The organism is Celeribacter indicus, from assembly GCF_000819565.1.
GTDB lineage: Bacteria > Pseudomonadota > Alphaproteobacteria > Rhodobacterales > Rhodobacteraceae > Celeribacter > Celeribacter indicus.
On record NZ_CP004393.1, the window covers coordinates 3,827,918 to 3,849,226 of the forward strand.

At 64.6% G+C, this 21,309-nt stretch carries 18 protein-coding genes; 4 read left to right on the forward strand and 14 right to left on the reverse strand.

Annotated elements, in window-relative coordinates:
• Nucleotides 1-68: 68 nt before the first annotated feature.
• From P73_RS18850 to P73_RS18860, 3 genes are read right to left on the reverse strand one after another with little or no spacing between them, the layout of a single operon-like run.
• Nucleotides 69-1,370, reverse strand: a complete 1,302-nt coding sequence (locus P73_RS18850; protein WP_052453414.1) for a TRAP transporter large permease — start codon at nucleotides 1,368-1,370, stop codon at nucleotides 69-71.
• Between the two features lie 9 nt (nucleotides 1,371-1,379).
• Complete coding sequence (locus P73_RS18855; protein ID WP_043870780.1) at nucleotides 1,380-1,907, reverse strand: TRAP transporter small permease; 528 nt, start codon at nucleotides 1,905-1,907, stop codon at nucleotides 1,380-1,382.
• Nucleotides 1,908-1,919: 12 nt separating this feature from the next.
• A complete protein-coding gene (locus tag P73_RS18860; RefSeq protein ID WP_043870781.1) occupies nucleotides 1,920-2,903 on the reverse strand; it encodes a TRAP transporter substrate-binding protein in 984 nt (327 codons plus the stop codon).
• Nucleotides 2,904-3,245: 342 nt separating this feature from the next.
• Between P73_RS18860 and P73_RS24570 the strand changes: the two genes are divergently transcribed.
• A complete protein-coding gene (locus P73_RS24570) occupies nucleotides 3,246-4,202 on the forward strand; it encodes a LysR family transcriptional regulator (RefSeq protein WP_158401958.1) in 957 nt (318 codons plus the stop codon).
• 175 nt (nucleotides 4,203-4,377) lie between these two features.
• Nucleotides 4,378-6,102: a thiamine pyrophosphate-binding protein gene (locus P73_RS18875; protein WP_082033297.1), complete on the forward strand. Its 1,725-nt coding sequence runs from the start codon at nucleotides 4,378-4,380 to the stop codon at nucleotides 6,100-6,102.
• Between the two features lie 51 nt (nucleotides 6,103-6,153).
• Here P73_RS18875 and P73_RS18880 read toward each other — a convergent pair whose 3' ends face one another.
• From P73_RS18880 to P73_RS18895, 4 genes are all read right to left on the reverse strand, one after another.
• A complete protein-coding gene (locus P73_RS18880; protein WP_043870784.1) occupies nucleotides 6,154-7,452 on the reverse strand; it encodes a TRAP transporter large permease in 1,299 nt (432 codons plus the stop codon).
• Nucleotides 7,449-7,955, reverse strand: coding sequence for a TRAP transporter small permease (locus tag P73_RS24575; RefSeq protein WP_158401959.1), 507 nt, complete (start codon nucleotides 7,953-7,955; stop codon nucleotides 7,449-7,451). The genes P73_RS18880 and P73_RS24575 overlap by 4 nt, the downstream gene beginning before the upstream one ends.
• A gap of 79 nt (nucleotides 7,956-8,034) precedes the next feature.
• Nucleotides 8,035-8,988, reverse strand: coding sequence for a TRAP transporter substrate-binding protein DctP (dctP, locus tag P73_RS18890; protein WP_074743356.1), 954 nt, complete (start codon nucleotides 8,986-8,988; stop codon nucleotides 8,035-8,037).
• A 123-nt stretch (nucleotides 8,989-9,111) separates the two neighbouring features.
• Nucleotides 9,112-10,452 carry an aminotransferase gene (locus P73_RS18895; protein WP_052453418.1) on the reverse strand — a complete coding sequence of 447 codons (1,341 nt, stop codon included), beginning with the start codon at nucleotides 10,450-10,452 and terminating at the stop codon, nucleotides 9,112-9,114.
• Nucleotides 10,453-10,690: 238 nt separating this feature from the next.
• Between P73_RS18895 and P73_RS18900 the strand changes: the two genes are divergently transcribed.
• A complete protein-coding gene (locus P73_RS18900) occupies nucleotides 10,691-11,140 on the forward strand; it encodes an Lrp/AsnC family transcriptional regulator (protein ID WP_043870785.1) in 450 nt (149 codons plus the stop codon).
• Nucleotides 11,141-11,421: 281 nt separating this feature from the next.
• On the opposite strand, the gene P73_RS18905 is transcribed toward P73_RS18900, so the two are convergent.
• From P73_RS18905 to P73_RS18935, 7 genes are all read right to left on the reverse strand, one after another.
• Nucleotides 11,422-13,419, reverse strand: a complete 1,998-nt coding sequence (locus P73_RS18905) for a CocE/NonD family hydrolase (RefSeq protein ID WP_043870786.1) — start codon at nucleotides 13,417-13,419, stop codon at nucleotides 11,422-11,424.
• 34 nt (nucleotides 13,420-13,453) lie between these two features.
• Nucleotides 13,454-14,767 (reverse strand): MFS transporter, encoded by a 1,314-nt coding sequence (locus tag P73_RS18910; protein WP_082033299.1) that lies wholly within the window; start codon nucleotides 14,765-14,767, stop codon nucleotides 13,454-13,456.
• Nucleotides 14,768-14,857: 90 nt separating this feature from the next.
• On the reverse strand, nucleotides 14,858-16,420 hold the full coding sequence (locus P73_RS18915; RefSeq protein WP_043870787.1) for an ABC transporter substrate-binding protein: 1,563 nt from the start codon (nucleotides 16,418-16,420) through the stop codon (nucleotides 14,858-14,860).
• Complete coding sequence (locus P73_RS18920; RefSeq protein ID WP_074743352.1) at nucleotides 16,417-17,472, reverse strand: ABC transporter ATP-binding protein; 1,056 nt, start codon at nucleotides 17,470-17,472, stop codon at nucleotides 16,417-16,419. Before P73_RS18920 ends, P73_RS18915 begins: the two co-directional genes overlap by 4 nt.
• The gene (locus P73_RS18925; RefSeq protein ID WP_043870788.1) at nucleotides 17,469-18,437 is read right to left on the reverse strand and encodes an ABC transporter ATP-binding protein; all 969 of its coding nucleotides are present in this window, start codon (nucleotides 18,435-18,437) and stop codon (nucleotides 17,469-17,471) included. The genes P73_RS18920 and P73_RS18925 overlap by 4 nt, the downstream gene beginning before the upstream one ends.
• The gene (locus tag P73_RS18930) at nucleotides 18,434-19,333 is read right to left on the reverse strand and encodes an ABC transporter permease (RefSeq protein WP_043870789.1); all 900 of its coding nucleotides are present in this window, start codon (nucleotides 19,331-19,333) and stop codon (nucleotides 18,434-18,436) included. The genes P73_RS18925 and P73_RS18930 overlap by 4 nt, the downstream gene beginning before the upstream one ends.
• 6 nt (nucleotides 19,334-19,339) lie before the next feature.
• Complete coding sequence (locus tag P73_RS18935) at nucleotides 19,340-20,284, reverse strand: ABC transporter permease (RefSeq protein ID WP_043870790.1); 945 nt, start codon at nucleotides 20,282-20,284, stop codon at nucleotides 19,340-19,342.
• Between the two features lie 123 nt (nucleotides 20,285-20,407).
• Here P73_RS18935 and P73_RS18940 point away from each other — a divergent pair, with 123 nt between their 5' ends.
• Nucleotides 20,408-21,178, forward strand: coding sequence for a GntR family transcriptional regulator (locus P73_RS18940; protein ID WP_245629198.1), 771 nt, complete (start codon nucleotides 20,408-20,410; stop codon nucleotides 21,176-21,178).
• Nucleotides 21,179-21,309 lie beyond the last annotated feature (131 nt).

Sequence of the window (21,309 nt, forward strand, 5' to 3'; positions counted from 1 at the left end):
GCTCCCGGCTTCGCCAGCCGCCCCCACCCGCCGCACAGCAGGTGGAAGAGTGCCGTCTCGGGAGGATGTCAGAACCTGAGACCGGGCAGCCAGAGGGCGATCTGGGGGAACAGCAGCAGAAGGACGATCCCCACCAGCATCGGAATGACGAAGGCGACGGCACCCCTCGCCGTATCCGAGATGGACAGGTCGGGCACCACCGTGCGCAGCACGAACAGGTTCAGCCCGACCGGCGGCGTGATCGCGGCGATCTCGATCTGGATGGTGACGATCACGCCGAACCAGATCGGGTCGTAGCCGAGGCCCACGATCGTATCGAGGAAGATCGGAACGACGATCACCAGGATGCTCAGCGGATCGAGGAACATGCCCATGATCAGCAGGAGGATGTTGATCATCACGATGATCATCCAGGGCGCCACGTCGAGGCCGGTCAGGTAGGTGGAGATGTCCTGCGGCACGCCGAGCCGGGTCAGAACGAAGGAACTGAACAGCCCGCCGATCAGCAGCAGCATGAACATGCCGGTGGTGCGGACGGTCTTTTGCAGCGCCTGGCTGAGCACGCCGCCCCTGAGCCGTCCCATCGCCAGCGCCACGAGGACCGCGGCGGCGGCGCCGAAGGCCCCGGTTTCGGACGGCGAGGCGATGCCGGCATAGAGCGCGCCGATGACCATCAGCGCGATCAGCACGGTGGGCAGGGCCTCGGCGCTGGTACGCATCCGTTCGGAGAAGCTGACCCGGCGGACGATGGGCGGGGCCATCGACCTGTTCATCACCACCTGGAGGATGACGGTGGCCGAGAGCAGCGTCGCCATCATCAGCCCCGGCAGGATGCCGGCGAGGAACAGCCCGCCGATCGAGGTTTCGGTGATCACCCCGAACAGGATCATCGGCACCGACGGCGGGATCAGGATCCCCAGCGTGCCGCCCGCCGCCGTGGCGCCGGCGGCAAGGCTGCGCGCGTATCCGTGCTTGATCATCTCGGGCACGGCCATCGAGCCGATCGTCGCCGCGGTGATCGGGCTCGAACCGCAGACCGACGCGAAGCCGGCGCTGGCGGCGATGGTGCCGATGGCCAGCCCGCCGGGCAATCGCCGGAGCCAGATCGCCGCGGCCCGGAAAAGCGCCGCGCCCAGGCCCGAGATGGCGATCACCTCGCCCATCAGCACGAAGAGCGGGACGATGACCAGAACGAAGCTCCAGGTCTGGGAATAGGCGATGTTGGCGATCTGCACGACCGCGCGCGGCGAGACGAAGACCGCCGTGCCCAGAATGCCGATGAGCCCCATGCTGACCGCCACGGGGATGCGCAGCGACAGCAGGAAGACGAGTGCGCCGATGAAGGCGCCGAACCATAGCAAGGCTTCCATCTTGATCCTTTAATCTTGCTGGGGGTGCCCGCGGAACTGCCGCTGCGCCTCGAAAAGTTGCAGGAGCGCGGTCAGCAGGAACTGGATCAGTCCGATCGGACCGATGATCTGGATCCACTTGAGCTGAACCGGAACCACGGCATTGGCCAGCCGGCCGTCGGCGAAGGAGCGCGCCGTGAGCTGCCAGAGATACCAGCAGAAGATGGCCCCGAAGACGATGCAGGCGAGCGCCGCCACATGGTCCAGGTATCGCCTTGCGGATTGTGGAACGAGTTCCTCGAACAATTCCACCGTGACATGCTGGCCGGATTGCAGCGCCGGGGCGAAGGACAGGAAGACGACGTAGACAAAGGCGATCTGGGCATAGTCATGCGCCCACATCTGCGGCGTGCCGAAGGTCCGCGCGAGCGTCGCCGCCACGACGATGATGCCGATTGCGGCGACGAGGATGCAGGCAAGGGCGGTAAAGAGGGCGTTCACCCCCTCCACCACGCTCTTGAAGAGCCGAAAGGCCCCGGAAGGTTGCGTCTCGACCATCTCGCGTCCCGCCTATCGACCGAGGGAATAGAGGGTTTCGACCAGTTCGGTCCCGACCTCGTCCCTTTCGGGGACCTCCGCCATGGCTTCCCGGAACACCGGGTCCCAGCGGTCCAGCAGGGTGGCGAGTTCGTCATCGCCGACCTTGTGGTAGGTGGCGAGTTCCGCGATCTGGTCCGCCTCCTTCGCGCTGACTTCGCGCAGGATCGTCGTTCCCTTGACCGTCATCTCATCGGAAATCTCCTGCACGAGCTGTTTCTGCTCGTCGCTCAAGTCCTCCCAGACATCCATGCCCACGATGGTGACAAGGGAGTTTCCGGCAAAGCCGTAGTCCGAAAAATACGGCGCGACTTCGTAGAGGGAGCTCGACAGGTAGATGGAGGAGGAGATCACGGCGCAGTCGATCGTCTTGTTCTGAAGCGCGGTGTAGATATCCGCGGCCGGCAGCGCGACCGGGCTTGCACCGGCGGCTTCGGCCTGCTTGGCCTGCCACCGGCCGGCAGTCCGGACCTTCTTGCCCTGCCATCCGTCCACGGTGTCGAGGATCTCGCTGGTGCAGGCCATGCCGCCGCCGAAGGCAGGCATGGCCCACAGGGCCTTCACATCGTACTGCGCCAGCAGCTTCTCGATCGCCGGCATGATCGTGAGCATCGCCTCCTCGGCAGGCGGATCGTTGATCGGCACGCTCAGGTTCAGCTCGAGATAGCCGAAGGCGGGGATCGTGCCCGCCATGGACGAGGCCACCCCCATCGCCGCCGGCACCACACTGTCGGCGACGGCATCCAGCGTTTCAGGAATGGCGACCAGCGCCCCGTTGAGAACCGGCTCGAAAGTCACCTCGCCGCCGGTCGCCTCGGCCACGGCCTCCGCCCATTCGATCCCAATGGCGGAGATTTCGCTGCCGCCATTGAACGGCAGGGAATATTTCATGTCCGCCGCCACGGCCTGCGACCCGAAAAGGCACGCGACCAGCGCGCTTGCAGTCAGTTTGTTCATTCCGGCTTCCTCCCTTTTTCCATTATGCGACCCCGTCCTCCTCGACGGGGCATCCGATCCGGGCGGCGCGGGCCGCCCCGTCGCAGAGTTCCGGTTCGGGGGATGACGCGCCGGGCTTCCCGGCCGTCGGCGACCGCCTGAACATCGCGACGGCGTCCGCGGAAGCGGACGGCGACATGGCAGCGTTCAGGAGGGTGTGCGTATTTTCGGAGACCTGCTCCTCTTCTCGCGGCCGAACCGTCCGCGCCTCCCTCTCCCGATCTTGCTCATAAAATGAATCCATGCAAATTGATATTCTATGGCACCTTTATGTCCTGAATGAATATCATGGGGGAGAAGACGATGAACGGGCTGAACAACCTCGATCTCAATCTTCTGAAACTGTTCGACGCCATCTATCGGGAGCGGAGCGTTTCGGCGGCGGCCGACAGGCTCAACATGACGCAGCCCGCCGCGTCCAACGCCCTGAACCGGCTGCGACAGGCGCTCGGCGACCAGCTCTTCGTGCGGACACGCAGCGGGATGGAGCCGACCTTGCTTGCGCAGTCCATCGCCGGCCCGGTTCAGCAGGGGCTGAAGGAGATAGGGGCCTCGATCCTCGAGGGCATGTCCTTCTGCCCGGAGGAGTCCGAACGAAGCTTCACGATGCTGGCGACCGATGTCGGGGAGGAGACCTATATCGCCGCGCTGATGAAAATCCTCGAGACCTCGGCGCCGAATATCGACATCAGGGTTCTCGAGGCACCGCTGGAGGATTACGAGAACCTGCTCGAATTCGGCTATGCCGATTTCGCCATCGGCCGATTGGAAATCTCCGACAGGTTCATGAGGGAGCATATCGCGAGTTGCTGCTATTCGGTGCTGCTTTGCGCGCAATATGCCGAGGAGATCGGCGTGGCCGAGGACAGCGTCATCCCCTATGAGCTGTATCTTTCGCTTCGGCATGTGAACGTGCTGACGCGGGCGACCCCGGCCAATCGCCATCCGGTCGACATGGCCCTGCGGCAGATGAACGGCCAGAGAAGGGTCGTTCTGACCCTGCCGCACGCCTCGGTTCTGTCGGGGATCCTGCCCGGCACGACGCTGGTCGCGACCGTTCCGGGACCGGCGATCGAGCCGCTTCGTGCGCGGGCCAATCTCGTGCAGGCCCGGCTGCCGTTCGAGACGGAGATGCTGCACGTCCTCCTAGTCTGGCACCGACGTCAGCAACTGGACAAGGGCCATAGCTGGATGCGGGACCAGTTCCGGGCCATGCCGATGACCTCCTGGGATCTGTCGGACATGCGCGCCACCGGATGACGGATCCATCATTCATCCAGGTGATTTTTGACCTCCCATAAATCAATTTGAGAAACGGACGGCTCCGGGAGTAGCCTCCCCGAGGGCGCGCTCCCGACCGCGGGCGCCCCTGTCCCTCGGGGCGGGAGCCGCGGCCCGGACGCGCCGTTCGGATTGTTCGGGAGGAGATTGTCCAATGGGACACACTGGGAAAACTGAGCGGGACATGGTGCCGGCCCGCGGCGCGGATGCGGTCTTTACCGGGGCCGATCTCGTGGTCGATACGCTCGTCAGGCTGGGCGCGGAGAAGGTCTTCAACATCGTCGGCCTCGGCATGCTCGGACTCGGGCGGGCGTTCCTCAACCGGCGCAACGAGATCGGCTATGTCGGCCATCTCAATGAGACCAACCTGAGCCTGATGGCGCAGGGCTATGCCCGGCAGACCGGCAAGCCCACGTTCTGCATCGTGTACCACTCGTCGGGCACGGCGCTCGCCATGATGTCGCTCACGACGGCCTGGGCCGACAACGTGCCGATGGTGCTCGTGTCGACCACCGGCGCGCGCATGACGAGCGGCCGCGATCAATATGCCGCGACGCCCCGGTCCCTGACCGAGATGAGCACGCAATACAGCAAGTGGACCTACGATATCACCACGCCCGAGCGTATTCCGGAAATCCTTGCGCGGGCCTGGGAAATCGCCTCGACGCCGCCGATGGGACCGGTCCATATCTCGATCCCCTCGGATCTCTACGACGTCGAGTTGAGCGGCCCCCTGCCGCGGGAGGATTTTTCCCGGCTGCAATGTTACAGCGATCCCTGCGCGGAGGAGGCCGGACTTGCCGCCGCCGCCGCGCTGCTGCGCGACGCGCAGCGCCCGGTCCTGCTCTGTGGCAGCGAGGTCGGCCGGCTGCGCACCGTGGAGGAAATGGTCGCCCTGGCAGAGGCGCTCGGCGCGCCGGTGATCTCGGAACAGGATCCGTCCTTCCTCGGCTTCCCGACCAGCCATCCGCAATATGTCGGGACGCCGGCGGCGAACAAGGCGCTTTTGCAGGAGGCCGATGCGGCGCTCGCCATCGGCTATGAATTCACTGAAAAGGGGGATTTCGGCGAAAAGCCGATCCTGCCTTCCTCCGCCCGGCTCGTGACCCTGTCGGCGGATCCGATGCTTCTGGCCAAGCAGCTCTGGCCGGATCTCGCGCTGCTCGGACATCCGGGACCGAGCCTGCGGCGCCTCGCAGAATTGCTCGAGGCGCAGCCGGTCGCGGCGGATGCGAAGGCGCGGCATCTCGGGCGCTGCGCGGCGCAGCGCGAAATCCGTGCGGCGGCCGTCGCGGAGGCGGAGGCAATGCCGGGCGATCAGTCTCCCCTGCCGCAGAAAAAGCTCCTTCGGGAGGTTTATGGCCGTTGCGGCAAGGACTGGATCGTCATCCAGGCCGGCAGCACGCTCGGCTGGCATGTCGACACGATGTATGAATTCGACGATCCGCTGAATTTCCACGCCGTGTCCGGCAAGGCCAGTGCCCAGGGCTGGGGCGCGCCGGCGGCGATGGGGATCCAGATGGGCGCGCCGGACCGCCGTGTGGTGGCGCTGCTCGGCGACGGGAACCTGATGTTCAGCGCCACCTGCATCTGGGGCGCCGCGCAGCACGATCTGCCCGTGGTGTTCATCGTCAACAACAACCAGGGCTGGCTCTGCGTCCCGGACGGGATGGACGCCGTCTATGGCACCAGTACGGAAAGCGCCGCGCGGGATGCGATGGCCTGGACCTGGGGCGGCGCGCCGATCGACTACACCGGCTTCGCGCGCAGTCTCGGGCTCGAGGCGGAACGGGTCACGACCGCGGACGAACTCGGCGCCAGCCTGGAGAAGGCCAAGGCGAGCAACCGGCCCTGGCTGATCGAGGTGATCGGGGAATAGATCCCGCGTTACCGCCGGGCGGTCCCGTGATCCGGGCCGCCCGGCGAAAGCTCAGTAATCGAGCAGGAGGCGCGGCAGGGCAAGCGACAGATCGGGCAGGAAGGTCACGATCACCGTCATCGGCAGATGGCAGCACAGCAGCGCCCGGATCGTCGGTCCGGCCACCTCCCTCACCGAGCTCCGCCCCACCGAGACGGCGACGAACAGCAGCGGCGCGCAGGGCGGCGATACGTTGCCGAGCCCAAGGTTGGTTCCGACGATTGCCGCAAAGTGGATCGGGTCCACTCCCGCCTGCGTCGCCAGCGGCATGAGGATGACAGCGGCCAGAATCGAGCCGGAGACATCGTCGACCAGCATCCCCATCACCAGCATCACGAGGTTGATGAGCAACAGGACCACGTAGCGGTTTTGCGAGAGATCGGCGATCCCCGCCGCGATGGACGCCGGAAGCCCCTCCAGGATCATCAGCCGGCTCAGGTTGAAGAGGAAAAAGATGATGATGACGAAACTGCCGGTCTGCACCACGGCATCGAACAGCGTCCGGCCCAGTTCCTTCACCGTCAGACCGCGATAGACGAAGATCCCGACGGGCACGGCATAGAGGATGGAGATCGCCGCCGCCTCGGTCGGCGTCGTCAGCCCCGAATAGATCCCGCCGAGGATGATCGGCGGCAGCGCCAGCGCGAAGGCTCCCTTGCGCAGAGCACCGACCACGTCGGTCGCGCGCACGCGGTATTCGACAGCCGCTTTCGGATCTTCGGGGAATTTCCGCACGACGCGCCAGTTGTAGATGCAGTAGACCCCGGCAAGCAAAATGCCGGGCACCACCGTGGACAGGAAGCAGGCGGCGACCGACAGGTTCGCCGTCATCGCGAAGACGATCATCGGAATGCTCGGCGGGATCATCAGGGCGAGGACGGAGGAACATCCGACCAGGGCGGTGGCGTAGGATCTCGGATAGCCGGCGGCCTCCATGCGCGGGATCATGATCGACCCCACGCCGGCGATTGCCGCCGCACCGCTGCCGGAAATGGCACCGAACAGCGCACAGGAGATGACCGTGACCGCCCCGAACCCGCTGCGGCGCCCGCCGAGGAACACATCCACCACGCGGATCATCGCCTCGGATATGCCGCTGCGCGCCATCACCGTGCCGGAGATGATGAAGAGCGGCGCGGACAGGAGCGCATAGCTGCCGAGTTGCTGGAACGCCGAGGGCGCCAGATAGGCAAGATCCTGTCCCGCCGCGAGGGCGAAGACGATGACACCGGCGCCGACCGCGAAGGCGACGGGCACCTCGACGAGCAGGAGAACGACGATCAGGACGATCGAGAGGGAGGCGACGATCATTCCGCACCTGCCGGATCGGCGGTCCGCCCCTGCACACGCCTCAGCGCCTCCACCAGGAACCACAGCACCATGACGGAAAAGGCGAGGGCGAAGCTCGCCGTCCAGAGCCATCTCGGCCATCCGAGATAGGGGCTGACCCGGCCGATCTGCGCCTGTCTCAGCGTGTAGGCGACGGAGGTCCAGGCATAGACCCCGCACACCGCGGCACAGACGAGCGACGCGCCCGCGCGCAGGATGCGCAGCCGGCCGTCGCCGGGATCGAGGCTGTTGAGGAAACCGCCTCGGACATGGGCATCCAGCCGCGTGGCGAAAGCCGCCCCGAGCGCGTAGAGCCAGAGCCCCGCCAGCACCGCCAGTTCCTCGAACCCGAGGAAGGGCGAGGTGAGGAAATAGCGCATCGCGGTCTGGACGATCATCAGCGCCGCGAGCGCGATGCCGGAAAAGACGGCCATGAGGCGCATGGCCGTCTCTCCGGCACGGATGAGGGAAGTGAAGTCGCGCATGTCCATGCCCTGTGTTCTGGAGCCGGTCGCAGAGAGCCGCCGGCACCGGGCGAGACGGCTCTCTGCGACCTGTCGCCTTTTACTGAAGCCCCGCCGCCTCATTGACGCGGGCCAGGAGATCCGCGCCGAAGCTCTCCTCGGCATAGGGCCATTCGGCCGCCCGGACCGCCTGTTTCGCCTTGTCCATCTGCTCAGGCGTCAGGTCGACCACGGCAATGCCCGCGTCCCGGACCTTCGCCTCGTATTCCTCGTCGATCCCGATGGCCATGTCCCAGACATCCGCGAGTGTCCTGTCGACGGCCTCCTGGATCTGCGCGCGATCGGCATCGGGAAGACCGCTCCACCAGCTGTCGTTCACGAACCAGTAGGTCGCCTCGAAATATTCATTGGTCCGGATATAAGACCCGATGACATCGCGCATCTGCCAGATCTCGGGAATGGGGGCGAAGGCCCTCGCATCGACGGTTCCGAGCTGCATCGCCGTATAGACCTCGGTGAAGGGGATCGGCACGGGGGAGAAGCCCATGGCCGTGTATTTCACCCGCGCGATCGGCAGGCCGGGAACACGCAGCTTCAGCCCCGCCGCGTCTTCCGGGAAATTCACAGGCACCGCGCTCTCGCCCTTGCGCATCGCGATGCCGCCGAAGCCGGTGGGCACGACGCCGAGGCTGCGCACGTCGAATTCCTGGAAGATGTCGTTGAGGACATCCTCCATCGGACCGCCCGCCCCGTAGAGTGTCCTGGCGCTTTCCCAGTCATCCGCGAGATAGCCCATGAAAATGACGTCCAGCCGCGGGTCGAGCGTGCTGTCCGGGCTGGTGAAGGCCATGGGGATCACGCCCTCCATGACCTGCTCGTAGAGCGCTTCGAACCCGCCGAGATCGCCGCCGGGATGGTAGTCCACGGTGTATGTGCCGCCGGTCGTCTCCGCGAGATTCTCGATGAAGGCCTCGGACAGGCGATGATAGATGTGGTCGGTGGGCTGCGGATGCGCGAGCAGGATTTTCTCGGCCGCGGCCGGACCGGCGGACATCAGGCTGCCTGCGGACAGGCATGCCGTCAAAAACAGTGTTGCCACACCAGGCTTCGGGTTTTCCCTGAGCGTTGCCATATGTCGTCTCCTTTGCAGTTCAGCGTGAAAAGATGGGATCGGAACTCATCGGCCCCGCGCAAGCGCAAGCTCGACATCGTCGAGAACCCGGCCGAGGCGCGTGAAGATCTCGTCCACGTCCTCCCGGTTCGAATTGAGCGGTGGCGCGAAGGCCAGGGTGGGGCCGATCGCCCGGAGCAGGAGGCCATGCGCCCTGCCCCGCTCGGCGATGAACTCCGCCATCCGGTCGATCTCGGGCAGCGGCGTGCGGGTCGCCTTGTCCCCGGTCAGCTCGATGGCGCAGAGCATGCCGACGCCGCGCACGTCGCCGACGATGGCGCGCCCGGCCTCGCGCTCCGCGAGCGCCTGCATATAGGCCCCGGTCTCGCGGGCGCGCGCGACGACGTCCATTTCCTCATAGATATCCAGGACCTCGTTGGCGACCGCGGCCGCCACCGGGTGCGCGCAATAGGTGGCGCTATGCGCGAAATGGCCGACACGACCGGCCTGCACCAGCAAGGCATCGAAGATCCTGTCGTTGACGAGCACCGCCGAAATCGGCGCCATGCCCGCGGAGAGCGCCTTTGCACAGCTCAGCATGTCGGGTTTGAGGTCGTAGGTGGTCGATCCCCACATCTCCCCGGTGCGCGCAAAACCGCAGATCACCTCGTCCACGATGAAGAGGATGTCGTACTTGTGCAGGATATCCTGCACGCGGGCGAAGTAGCCTTCGGGCGGGGGAACGGCACCCCCCGCACCGAGAACCGGTTCCGCGATGAACCCGCCGATGGTCTCGGGGCCTTCCGCGAGGATCAGGTTCTCGAGTTCCTCGGCGAGCCGGGCGGAATAGTCTTCCTCGCTTTCCCCGTCCTCGTGGAAACGGTAGTAATGCGGCATCGAGACATGCAGGAAATCCTGGAGAGGCACACCGAAATCGCGGTGCATGTCGGGCTTGCCCGAGGCGCTGATCGAGGCGCAGGTGCTGCCGTGGTAGCCCATCTGCCGACCGATGATCTTGCGCTTTTCCGGCTTGCCGAGGATCGTGTGATAGTGCCACACGAGCTTGATCGCGACATCGTTCGCCTCTGATCCGGAGCACTGGAAGAGCGCCTTCGACATCGGCACGGGCGCCATCTCCACCAGCCGTTCGGCCAGCCGGGCGCCCATCGGGTGCGTGTAATGCGCCTGTGTATGATAATATCCAAGCCGGCTCATCTGGTCATAGGCGGCACGGGCCAGCCGCTCCTGGCTGAAACCCAGCGAGGCGCACCAGAGACCGGAGGTCGCGTCGATGTATCCCTGCCCGTGCTCGTCATAGACCCATGCCCCCTCGCCGCGGTCGATCACGAACGGGCCCTGCCGGAGGTGTCGGGCCAGGTTCGTCTGGGGGTGGAGGAAGCTTGCCACGTCCGCGTCTTAGATCGAATTCGCCTGTATCTGCACTGTCCCGCTCCCCGCGTTTCCTGAACCGCCGCATATGCGTCACGAAGGGGCCGGCCCTGCCCAAAAATGTCGCTTGGGCGCGTCGACTCCGCTGTCGTGCAAGGGGAAAATATCATGGGTCCCTGCGGCAGATCTTGCCTGACCGCGCAACATCCTGCCAAATGAGAGCCTTGGTGAAAGATTCTGCCAACCGGGTCGCAGCATGGACAGTTTTGATCAGAAAATCGTGCAAGAGTTGCAGCGGAACGGCCGCATCACCAATGCGGAACTCGCGGAAAAGATCGGGCTGTCGCAATCGGCCTGCCTGCGGCGCACGAAGAATCTCGAGCATTCCGGCGTCATCCGCGGCTATTCGGCGATCGTCACGAAACCGGCCGATGACACGCCGCTGATGTTCGTGCAGATCACGCTCGACAAGCAATCCCGTGAGAATTTCCTGCGCTTCGACGAGAAGGTGCGAAAATGCAGCAGCGTCCTCGGCTGCTATCTCGTGACCGGCCCCTTCGATTACCTGCTGATCCTCCGCCCGAACGATTTCGCGGATTTCAACGAGATCTTCCACCAGGAACTCTCCGCCCTCCCGGATGTCGCGCGCCGCATCTCCTATTCGGTGGTGCGGACGGTCGTCGGAGGGCGGGACCTGGTGAGTTGAGGCGGGGCTGCCGTCGCAGCAGAGGAAGGCGGCGAATGGCACCCGGTCCCGAAACAGCCCGGTCGTCACGCCGGCCAACAGCGGCACGGATGCCGGACGGGCCATATCGAGCGGGGATAAGGGAGACGCGCCATGCCACTTCGCGGCGCACGAAGGGAGGGCCCTCCGCCGGATCTGGAAGGGCCTGCCCCATGCTCCGCGGGGCTCCCGATAATCTGGCCTTCCCGGCCTGGACGTCGTGCGAATGAAGGACGGCGACAGGTCCGGGGCTTCACCTTCCTCTAATAGGTAAATGCCTTGTGCCAGGTCTTCTCGAAGACCTTATCGTCGCCCTCGAAGGCGACATAACGCGCCTCCAGCACCAGCTTGCCGTCCTCCCAGAACACGTCGGAGCATGTTTCCGTCCGCACGTTCCAGTCGCCGCGGCGGAATGCCTGGGTGCCTTCGAACCGCGCTCGGGCCGAGGAGCCGTCACGCGGCATAACAACATAGCTGTGCCCTCCTGTCCCGCTGATGGTCAGCCCATCGATGCGCCAGGTCGGGCGCTTGCTTTTCGAGACCAGCCGGACCTCTCCCGAAGCCAGATCGGTGATCACCTCCCGGCAAACCGACCCCGAAGACAGGGTTTCGCTCGGCACCGGACAGGCATGGACCGGCGGACCATATTCGGGCTGTTCGTGCAGGGTCTCCGGGGGCAGTCCCGGCAGATGGAAGGCCAATGTTCCCGGAGCGACGGTTACGGCATTGAGCGCGGGCTCGGGCCATGCCATCGGCCAATAGCTCGTCGAAAGCGCCAACCGCAGGCGATTGCCGCGAGAAAATTCATGTGCCACACCCTTCATCGGGATCTCCGCCTCGAAACTTTCCCCCGGCGCGACCCCCGCAGGGCGTTTCAGCCGGCGCAGGGCAAATGTCACCCGCCCGGATGTCCCGTCGGGCAGCACTTCGTTCAGACGCAGCACGATCAGGGCGCGGGGACCTTCGAAGGACAGCCGCACCTTCAGCACCGGGATCCCGACGAGAAAGAAACTTTCCTTGAGGGGGCGGGTCTGGAAACAGACGGACATCCCGTCGTCCGACCGCGCGTCCCCGGCGAATTCCGGTCCGTTGCCACCGCCATCGAGCGGGCACCATTCGCCGCCCCATGTTCCGAGCGACAGCGGACTGTCGATGAGAATGCTCTCTTCCGTCTCGCCAGGGGTTTCCGCGAAGGTCCGATCACGGGCATGGAGCACCTGGTCAGGCGCCTGCGGCGGCCAAGACGGCAGACAGATCCAGCGGCCCCCGATCCGGGGCGCGGATGTATCCGGTTCAGGATCCTTGCCAAGCCAAAGCCGAAGCATCGGCTCCTCCATGATCCCGGTGTCCTCTCCCATCAGCCATTGCCTCCACCAGCGCATACATTCCTGCATGAAACCGATCTTCGGACCGGGCTGACCCCAGGTCGGGTACATATGTGTCCAAGGTCCGATCAGCGCCTTTTTCGGGCACGAGAGGTTCTCCATCAGGCGCAGGATCGGGTCCGTATAGCCGTCGACCCAGCCTCCGACGGCCCAGACGGCGCAGTCGATATCATCGTAATTCTCGCAGACGGAACCGTGCTTCCAGAATTCGTCCTGCTCCATATGAGCCATCCAGCGCGAAAGCGGCGGCTCTTCGATGCCCTCGAGGCGGTTCATCCAGATGTCGCGCCAGCATTCGCCCACATGCGCGGGATCCGCCGGGCGTCCGAGCTGGGCGAAAAGCCCATTGCCCCATTGCATGCCGTCGGACAGCAGCGCGCCTCCCATGAAGTGCACATCATCGGTATAGCGGTTGTCGGTGGAACAGGCGGTGATGATGGCTTTCAACGCCGGCGGTTTGCGGGCGGCGATCTGCAATGCCGCGAAACCGCCCCAGGAAATCCCGATCAGACCGACATTACCGTTGCACCAGTCCTGCGCCGCGAGCCAGGCAATGACCTCGCAGGCGTCGTCCTGCTCCTGCCTGAGGTATTCGTCGTGGAGCAATCCGTCCGAATTGCCCGAGCCCCGGATATCCACCCGCGCCGCTGCAATGCCGCTCTCGGCAAAATAGCCATGCATCATACTGTCGGCCAAGGCGGTGCCATCGCTTTGACGATAGGGAATCCACTCGAGGACCAGCGGCACCTTTTCTGCCAAGGGCGTCTGTGGCAACCAGAGCCGGGCATGCAAGATTGTGCCGTCCGACAGGGGGATCCTGATCTGCCGGTAGGGAGCCGGGGTATCGCTGGTCACGCTGACAGAATAATTCTGCATCGGTGATGTCCTTTCGACGTTGGAAGCAAGAGTTTCACGGGACTGGCGGAATGGATCGTGCCGCAGCGTCGGCGGCGAGTTCCGGCACCTCGTGGTCATCGACGAGTTCCTCCTCCGGGTAACGCGCGCGGTGAAGCATCGCACCCAGAGCCGTGAGCGAACACAGGAGCCCTCCTATGACGAAGACGGCGGACATACCTACGAGATTGGCGAGAGATCCCGCGAGCAGCGATCCGATCGGGACCGTGCCCAGCATCATCATCGAGTAGATCGCCATGACGCGACCGCGGAAACCAGGAGGGGAGAAATGTTGCAGCATCGTGTTGCTGGACAGGTTCTGCGACAGGATAGCGAACCCCATCGGAAGCGCGAGACATCCCGTGACCCACACCGTCCCGGACAGTCCCATTCCGATGAGGATGAGCCCCAGCAGGAAGGAGGAGAAGATTGGCCATCGCCGCATCCCCTCCAGACGGTCCGAGAATGTCAGCGTCAGTCCCGCAACCACCGCTCCGATTCCGGAGATGCTCATGAGCAATCCGGCGAGGCTTGCATCCGCCCCCAGCATGTCACCTGCCAAAACCGGCAGGAAGGAAAAATAGGGCACGGAGGTGAAACTGCAGATCCCGACGAGGACCAGAATGCGCGCGGTTTCGGCGTGGGACCGGACAAAGGCGACGCCTTTGCGCATCTCCGCGATGAAATTGCCCCTTGCCTTCGGCTCCCGGCGAGGCAACTTCATCGTGGCCACGACGTAGAAGGGCGCAATGAAGGCCAGGGCCTTCAGCAGGAAGGCATAGCCCTCGCCGATCCAGGCCGCGACCACCCCGCCGATGGCCGGACCGATCAGACGCGCGGAATTGAACAGCAGGGAGTTCAGAGCCAGGGCGTTCCTCAGGTCTGCCGGCGGCACGAGTTCAGCCACGAGCGCCTGGCGGGTCGGGCTGTCGAAGGCCTGGACGATGCCGATCGCCGGCGTCAGGAGCAGCATGACGCCGATGGTGATCCTGTCGGCGATGGTGAGGCCCGCCAGCAGGGAGATCAGCGCGAAATTCAATCCGAGCAGGACGAGGAGCAGCTTCCGGCGGTCAACCCGGTCCACGATCGTCCCGGTAACCGGCCCAAGCAGGAAGGTCGGACCCAGGTCGCAGACCGTCAGCACCCCCAGCATGAAGGGCGAGGCCGAAAGACGCCACATAAGCCATCCAAGGGCTATGGAATGGACCCAACTGCCGACCACCATCGGGATCTGGGCAAGGAAGTACCTGCGATAGGCGGAGTGCCGGAGGGCGCGCGAGGCCCGCTTCCACCGGTCGAGGGCCGGCGCGGAGGCTGAGGTGGCAGACAAATTTCGCTCCTTCCCGGCAAAAGCCCGGATTGCTCGGTTTCTCGGGGGCTGATGCTGGCGACGAGACCGTGCCGCCGGCAAGTATGCTGCTCACGCCGCACCAAAATCGCGCAGTAGCGCCCATTGGGCATCCGCCGAATAGGCCGGAGCCACGTCGGGGGCGAAGATCCAGGCATTGACGCCATGGTAGAGAAAGACGTAGGCGCCAGTTTCCTCCAGCTCGTCCTGGAGTTCCACGTAGATCTGTGCCCGCGACTCGGGATCCGTCTCCTCCGCGGCCCGCGCATTCTTCGCATCCCAGTCCTCCGAACAGGTCCGCTGGAAGTTCCAGACCCCGACCTGTGCGCAGGTGAACCATTCCGTGACCCAGCTCGGATCCGGCGCGGTCGTGAAGGTGGTGAAGAAGAGTTCGATCTCACGATGGCTTCCGCCTTCGTTATCCTGCTGCTGCGCGGTGAGCGTGGAGCTGTCCATCGCACGGATCTGCAGGATGATGCCCACCTTCGCAAGCTGCGCCTGGATGACCTGCGCGGCAATCATCAGATCCGGATCGCCGCCGAAGAACAGCGTCAGTGACAATCCTTCTGCCCCCGCCTCGGCCAGCAGCGCCCGTGAAGCCTCGGGGTCATGGCCATAGGTGTTTGTTTTGCGTGCCCCGAGCAGCGGCGGCGGCACCACGCCATAGGCGGGTGTCACCGCATCCCCAAACGTCGCCAGGACCACTTCCTGAGGGTCGATCGCCTGCTGGACCGCGCGGCGCACGCGCAGGTCCCGCAGCTTTTCGTTTTCGACATTCATGCCCAGCCATGTGTAGGCCAGCGCCGGTTTCACGACGATATTGTCGCCTTCCGAAGCGCGCGTCGCGATCGAGTTGACGGCAATCTGCGTAGTGTCGAGATCCCCTGCGTCGAACGCGGTCTCCGCGGAGGTCAGATCGTCGATGGGAAGCAGTTCGATCGTCTCGTAATGCGGTTCCGGCCCGCTCCAGCCGGGATTGCGCGTCAGGCGGATCAGTTCGCGCGGTCGCCATTCATCGATCTGGTAGGGTCCCGAGCAGGCCAGCGGATCGGTAGCGATGTTGGGCTCCCCCGACGCCTCCATCGCGGCCTTCGAAATGATCAGCCCGGAGGCATGTGGCAGGGTCGAGGTAAAAAGCGGCGCGAAAGGACGCGTCAGGTGGATGATGCCCGAATAGCGGTCCGTCACCTCGACATGATCGAGCGCGGCCCAGTCGGAGCCATAGACTGCGTTCACCTCCGGGTCGAGGAAACGCTCATAGGAAAACTTAACGTCCTCGGCGGTCATTTCGCCATGGTCCCCGGTGAACATGATGCCCGGACGCAGGGTGAAGCCGATATGCAGGGGATCGCTGTCGTCGATGCTTTCGGCGGCATCGAGCTCCCACGCCCATTCGTCGCCGGGGCTGTACCGCACGAGCCCCGAGAAGATCGCGAACATCACAGTCTCGTCATACCAGCCGCCGCGGGTCGCAGGATCGAGGCGTCGGATGTCGCCGTCGTTGCGGATGCGCAGGGTCGTGCCATCCTGTGCGATTGCGGCACCGGCCCCGATGAAGTTTCCGGCACTCAGGGCGAGACCGCCCGCTCCGAGCGCCTGCACCACCTGCCGTCGGTTCAGATTGAACTTGGTCACGTCGTCGTCTCCATGTCGGTAGATTTTCTCAGAAATTTTCCGGCCGCCGGGTCGGCGACGCCGACCCCGGCAAGCACCTCCTCGGCGCGATGGCAGGTCACGTAATGCCCCGTCCCGATCGAGCGGCCCTGCGGGGCGGCGACGCGGCAGTGATCCGTGGCCAGCGGGCATCGTGTGTGGAACTCGCATCCGTCCGGCCGTGCCGCGAGGCTGGGGTTCTCGCCCGTGAGCGGCGCTGCGGTCTCGCGGGTAGCGCTGCGTGCCCTCAACAGGGCACGGGTGTAGGGATGGGCGGGATGTGCAAAAATGTCCTGCGATCGTCCGGTCTCCACGATCCGTCCCAGATACATGATGGCGATCCGGTCGGTGACATGGCGCGCGACCGCAAGGTTGTGCGTGATCATCAGAAAGCTGATGCCGAGGCGTGTCTGCAACTCGTTCAGAAGATTCAGGAGTTCGCCCTGCACCGACAGGTCGAGCCCCGCCGTTGGTTCGTCCGCGATCACCAATTCGGGATTCAGCGCCAGCGCGCGGGCGACCGTGGCGCGGCGCGCCTGACCGCCGGAGACCTGATGCGGGTAGCGGTCGGCGAATTCGGCGCCCAGCCCCACCTGGCGCAGAAGTTCGACGGCTTTCTCCCTGCGGCTTTTCCCCTCGAGCATCCGGTGGATCACCAAGGGCTCGGTCACCGACGTGCCGATCCGCATGCGCGGATCAAGCGCCGCCACCGGGTCCTGGAACATCAGCCCCACGTCCCGGCGCATGCGGATCCAGCTCCGCCCGCGCTCGGTCGACATGGTATCCGCACCGATCCGGATCGTGCCGCCGGACACGGGAGCAAGGCCCACCGCCGCCCGCCCCAGCGTGGTTTTCCCGCTGCCGCTTTCGCCGATCAGGCCGACGGTTTCGCCCGGACGCACGGAGAGGCTTGTACCCGGCAGAATGGTGACCTCACGCGGGCCCCCGGCCAGCCGGCTAAGGAAAGAACCCGCCGGATAGCGGACCTCGAGATCGTTGATCTCCAGCAGGGGGATCGGCGTCTGGGTCATCATGCCGCTCCCACCCGCAGACAGGCCGCGCAGCGTCCCTCTCCGAGCCGCCTGGGCTCGGGCATAACCGTGCGGCATTCGTCCAGGACCTCGACGCATCGCGGCGCGAAGACGCATCCTTCGGGCCGGCCGTCCGGCGGCGGCACGTTGCCGGGGATCGTCGGCAGGTTGCGTGTCACCTCGCTGATCTCCGCCGGATCGCAGGCCAGCAGCGCCTTGGTGTAGGGATGCTGTGGGGTGTCCATGACTTCCACGACGGATCCGGCTTCCACCATCTCTCCGGCATAGAGCACGGCAACCTTGTCGCACAGGCGCCGGACCACGCCCATGTCATGCGTGATAAAGACGACCGCCCCCTCCATCGCCTCGCGGGAGGCGCGGATCAGCTCTATGATCTGGTCCTCCGTTGTCGCGTCGAGCGCGGTCGTCGGCTCGTCTGCAATCAGCAGGTCGGGGCCGACGAGCAGCGCCGCCGCGATCGCGATCCGCTGCCGGATTCCGCCAGAGAGCTGATGCGGAAACTGCTTCATCCGCAGGTCCGGATCGGACAGCCCCACCCTGCGCAGCATCTGCACGGCGCGATCCCAGCGGGCCTTCCGGTCGAGTTCGCTGCGCCAATGCTGAAATTCGATCAACTGGCGCCCGATGCGCACCACCGGGTTGAGGGATGTGAACGGATCCTGGGCGATCATTGCGATCCGGGACCCGAGCAGCCGGCGTCGCGCCTCCGAACTGCGCGCGCTCAGGTCGTCGCCCCTGAACAGGATCCTCCCCTCGACCCTCCCGTTAACCGGAAGGAGCCCCATCATCGCCGCTGCGAGGGTCGATTTTCCGGAGCCACTTTCCCCGACAAGTCCCAGCGTCTCCCCCGGCTTCACGACCAGAGAGACATTTCGCACGGCCGGCGCGCCGGCGGGATCGCCGGAATAGCGGATGGATACGCGGTCCATTTCGAGGATTGGCGTCATTTGCGCCCTCCGTTCGTCCTGGGATCGAGGACGTCGCGGAGCGCCTCACCGAAAAAGGTGAATGCGACGGTCGTCAGAATGATAGGGACCCCTGCGGCGAGGGCGATATGCGGAGCCTGCCGCAGATAGGCATAGCCTTCCGACAGCATTGTTCCCCAGCTCGCCTGTGGCGGTTGAACCCCTTGGCCCAGAAAGCTCAGTCCAGATTCGATCCCGATGACGGCGGGGATATCCATCGCGATCAGGACTAGGATCGGCCCGATGATGTTGGGCAACAGATGCGTCAGGCCGAGGCGCAGGCGGGAGGATCCCATGGCCTGTGCCGCGATGATGTAATCGGCATTCCGCAACACCAGTACCTGATTGCGCACGACCCGGAAATAACCGGGCGCCATGGAGATCGTGATCACGACGATCAGGATGGTCATGGAGGGCCCGTAGATCGACACCAGCGCCAAGGCGAAAAGCACCAGCGGCAGCGCCTTCAGGGAATCGCCGACCAGGACGAGGCAACTGTCGAGCCATCTGGGGGCAAGGCCGGAGATCATCCCCAGCCCCATGCCCACGACGAGAGCCGCGCCGGTCCCGGACAATGCGACGCGCAGCGCAGTGCGCGTACCGTAGATGATCCGGCTGAGCACGTCACGGCCCAGTTGATCCGTTCCGAGGAGGTGCTGCCAGCCCGGCGCCTGCATCCGTTCCCGCGGATTAATCGCGATCGGATCAAAGGGCGCGATCAGCGGTGCAAAGATGGCGGCCAACACGAGTGCGGCAATGAACAGAAGCGCGAACGCTCCCACCCGGTTGGCCAGCAGCCGGCGGAAGGTGGCTCCCAGGGGACTTCCATCGACCCTGCGGGAGGAGACGGTCTCGGCGCCGACGCTGAGATCACTCATGACGGGTCATCCTTTCTCCGCGACGCGCGGATCCAGGATCGCGACGGCAGCATCCGTGAGGAAATTTGCCGCCACATAAAGCGCGGTAGTCACGACGACGGCTCCGAAAAGGACCGGGAAATTGCGGCTGATGACCGCGTCATAGGCCAGAGAGCCGAGCCCCGGCCGGGAGAAGACGACTTCCACCAGCACGGCACCGGACAGCAAATTTCCCATGCCCACCCCGATGACCGACAGCACAGGCACCACCGCGATCGGCAGCACATATCGCAGCGCGATGCGGTGATCGGCCACGCCAAAGGCACGGTAGGTCTTCACATGGTTTTCGGAGAGGACGTCCAGCATGGATACTCGCACGAGCCGGGCAATGTAGCCGATCCAGGCGATCCCGACCGAAATGGCCGGCAGGATCAGGTGGGAGATCCGGTCGCCGAGATCCCCCGGCTCCCCCGCTCCGATCGCCGGCAGCCACTGAAGCGTGACGGCAAAGAGCATGAGGCCGTAAATCGCCATGAGGAACGCCGGAAGCGCCACAACCGATGTCGACAGAATACCCACAATGTGATCGAACCAGCTGTTCGATTTCAGCGCCGACAGGACCCCCAGGGGGACGCCGATTACCACCGCCCAGCCCAGCCCGGCGACGGCCAGCATGACCGTATTCGGCAGCGCCCCCGTCACGAGGTCCAGCACCGGACGCTGGGTGAACAGATCGGTGCCCATATCACCCTTCATCAGCGACAGGACGAACCGGATGGCCTGAATGACGAGGGGATCATCCAATCCCATGCGCTCGCGGAAGGCGATCTTCTGCGCTTCGGTCGCCCGCGGTCCGAGGGCAATGGTCGCAGGATCTCCCGGAACCGCATAGATCAGCAAGAACAAGACCATCAGGGACGCCACCAGGACGAGCAGCGCCAGAAACAGCCGTCGCAAAAGGTAGTTCGTCATCGCAGCCCCTCTCATACTTTACGTAATATATTACATAGTATAACGTGAGGGACGAGTTAAATACGTTAAGAGTTCCACGGATGGGCGCCGCGCGATCCGCTTGAAATTTGGTCCAACGGGAAGGTGGATGACGTGAGTTTAGGCAGCGTAAAACCGACGGCTTTCTTTCCGGTGGATCCGGAAGCGACGCCGACCGACGAGCGAAAACTGTCCCTCACGGACAGGGCCTATGCCCTGATTCGGAAAGATATCGTCATCTGCGTCCTGGAACCCGGCATGTTCTTCACCGAAGCGGAACTGTCAGAGCGGCTGAAGATGAGCAAGACGCCCATCCGCGAGGCGCTGCTCCGCCTCCAGGTCGAGCGCATGGTGTCCGCCATCCCGCGCCGGGGCTACGAGGTCACGCCTCTCCACGTCGCCGACATCCAGGATGTTTTCGAACATCGCCGGATCATCGAAGGCGCCTGCGCCGAACTGGCCGCGATACGGATCGAACCCGGAGACATTGAGGAGCTCCGGACATATGCCGACATGACCGCGGCACATTATGACGCCATCGACGGCTCCGACCGGGAAGCTGTCAGCCGCCACGCCCATCTCAACAACGTCTTTCATGAAACCATCGCGCGCACCGCACGCAATCACCGGCTTCACCGCACGGCAGTCCAAGCCATCCGCGACTATGACCGGTTCTTCTTTCTGGAGTGGAACGCACCGGCCGCCTATGCGCCGGATTACGTCGACCACCACGAGATCCTCATGCACATCGTGAACCGGGATCCCGAAAGCGCCAAGCTGGCAATGTACAAGCACGTCGATTTCTCGCGCAAATCCCTGCTTACAGGCCTCGCTGCTACCGGGAACGCGTCGCTGCTCAATCGGGTGCGGCTCTGAAAGATCAGGAGGCTTTGGCTCACGCATCTGTCGCAATGCTCAGACGGCAACTTCCCCGCGCACGGGGCTGGGCACCTCAGGTAGCCTGTTCATGCAAAACGATGACCGGGAGACATCCGGCCGTAGCGCCT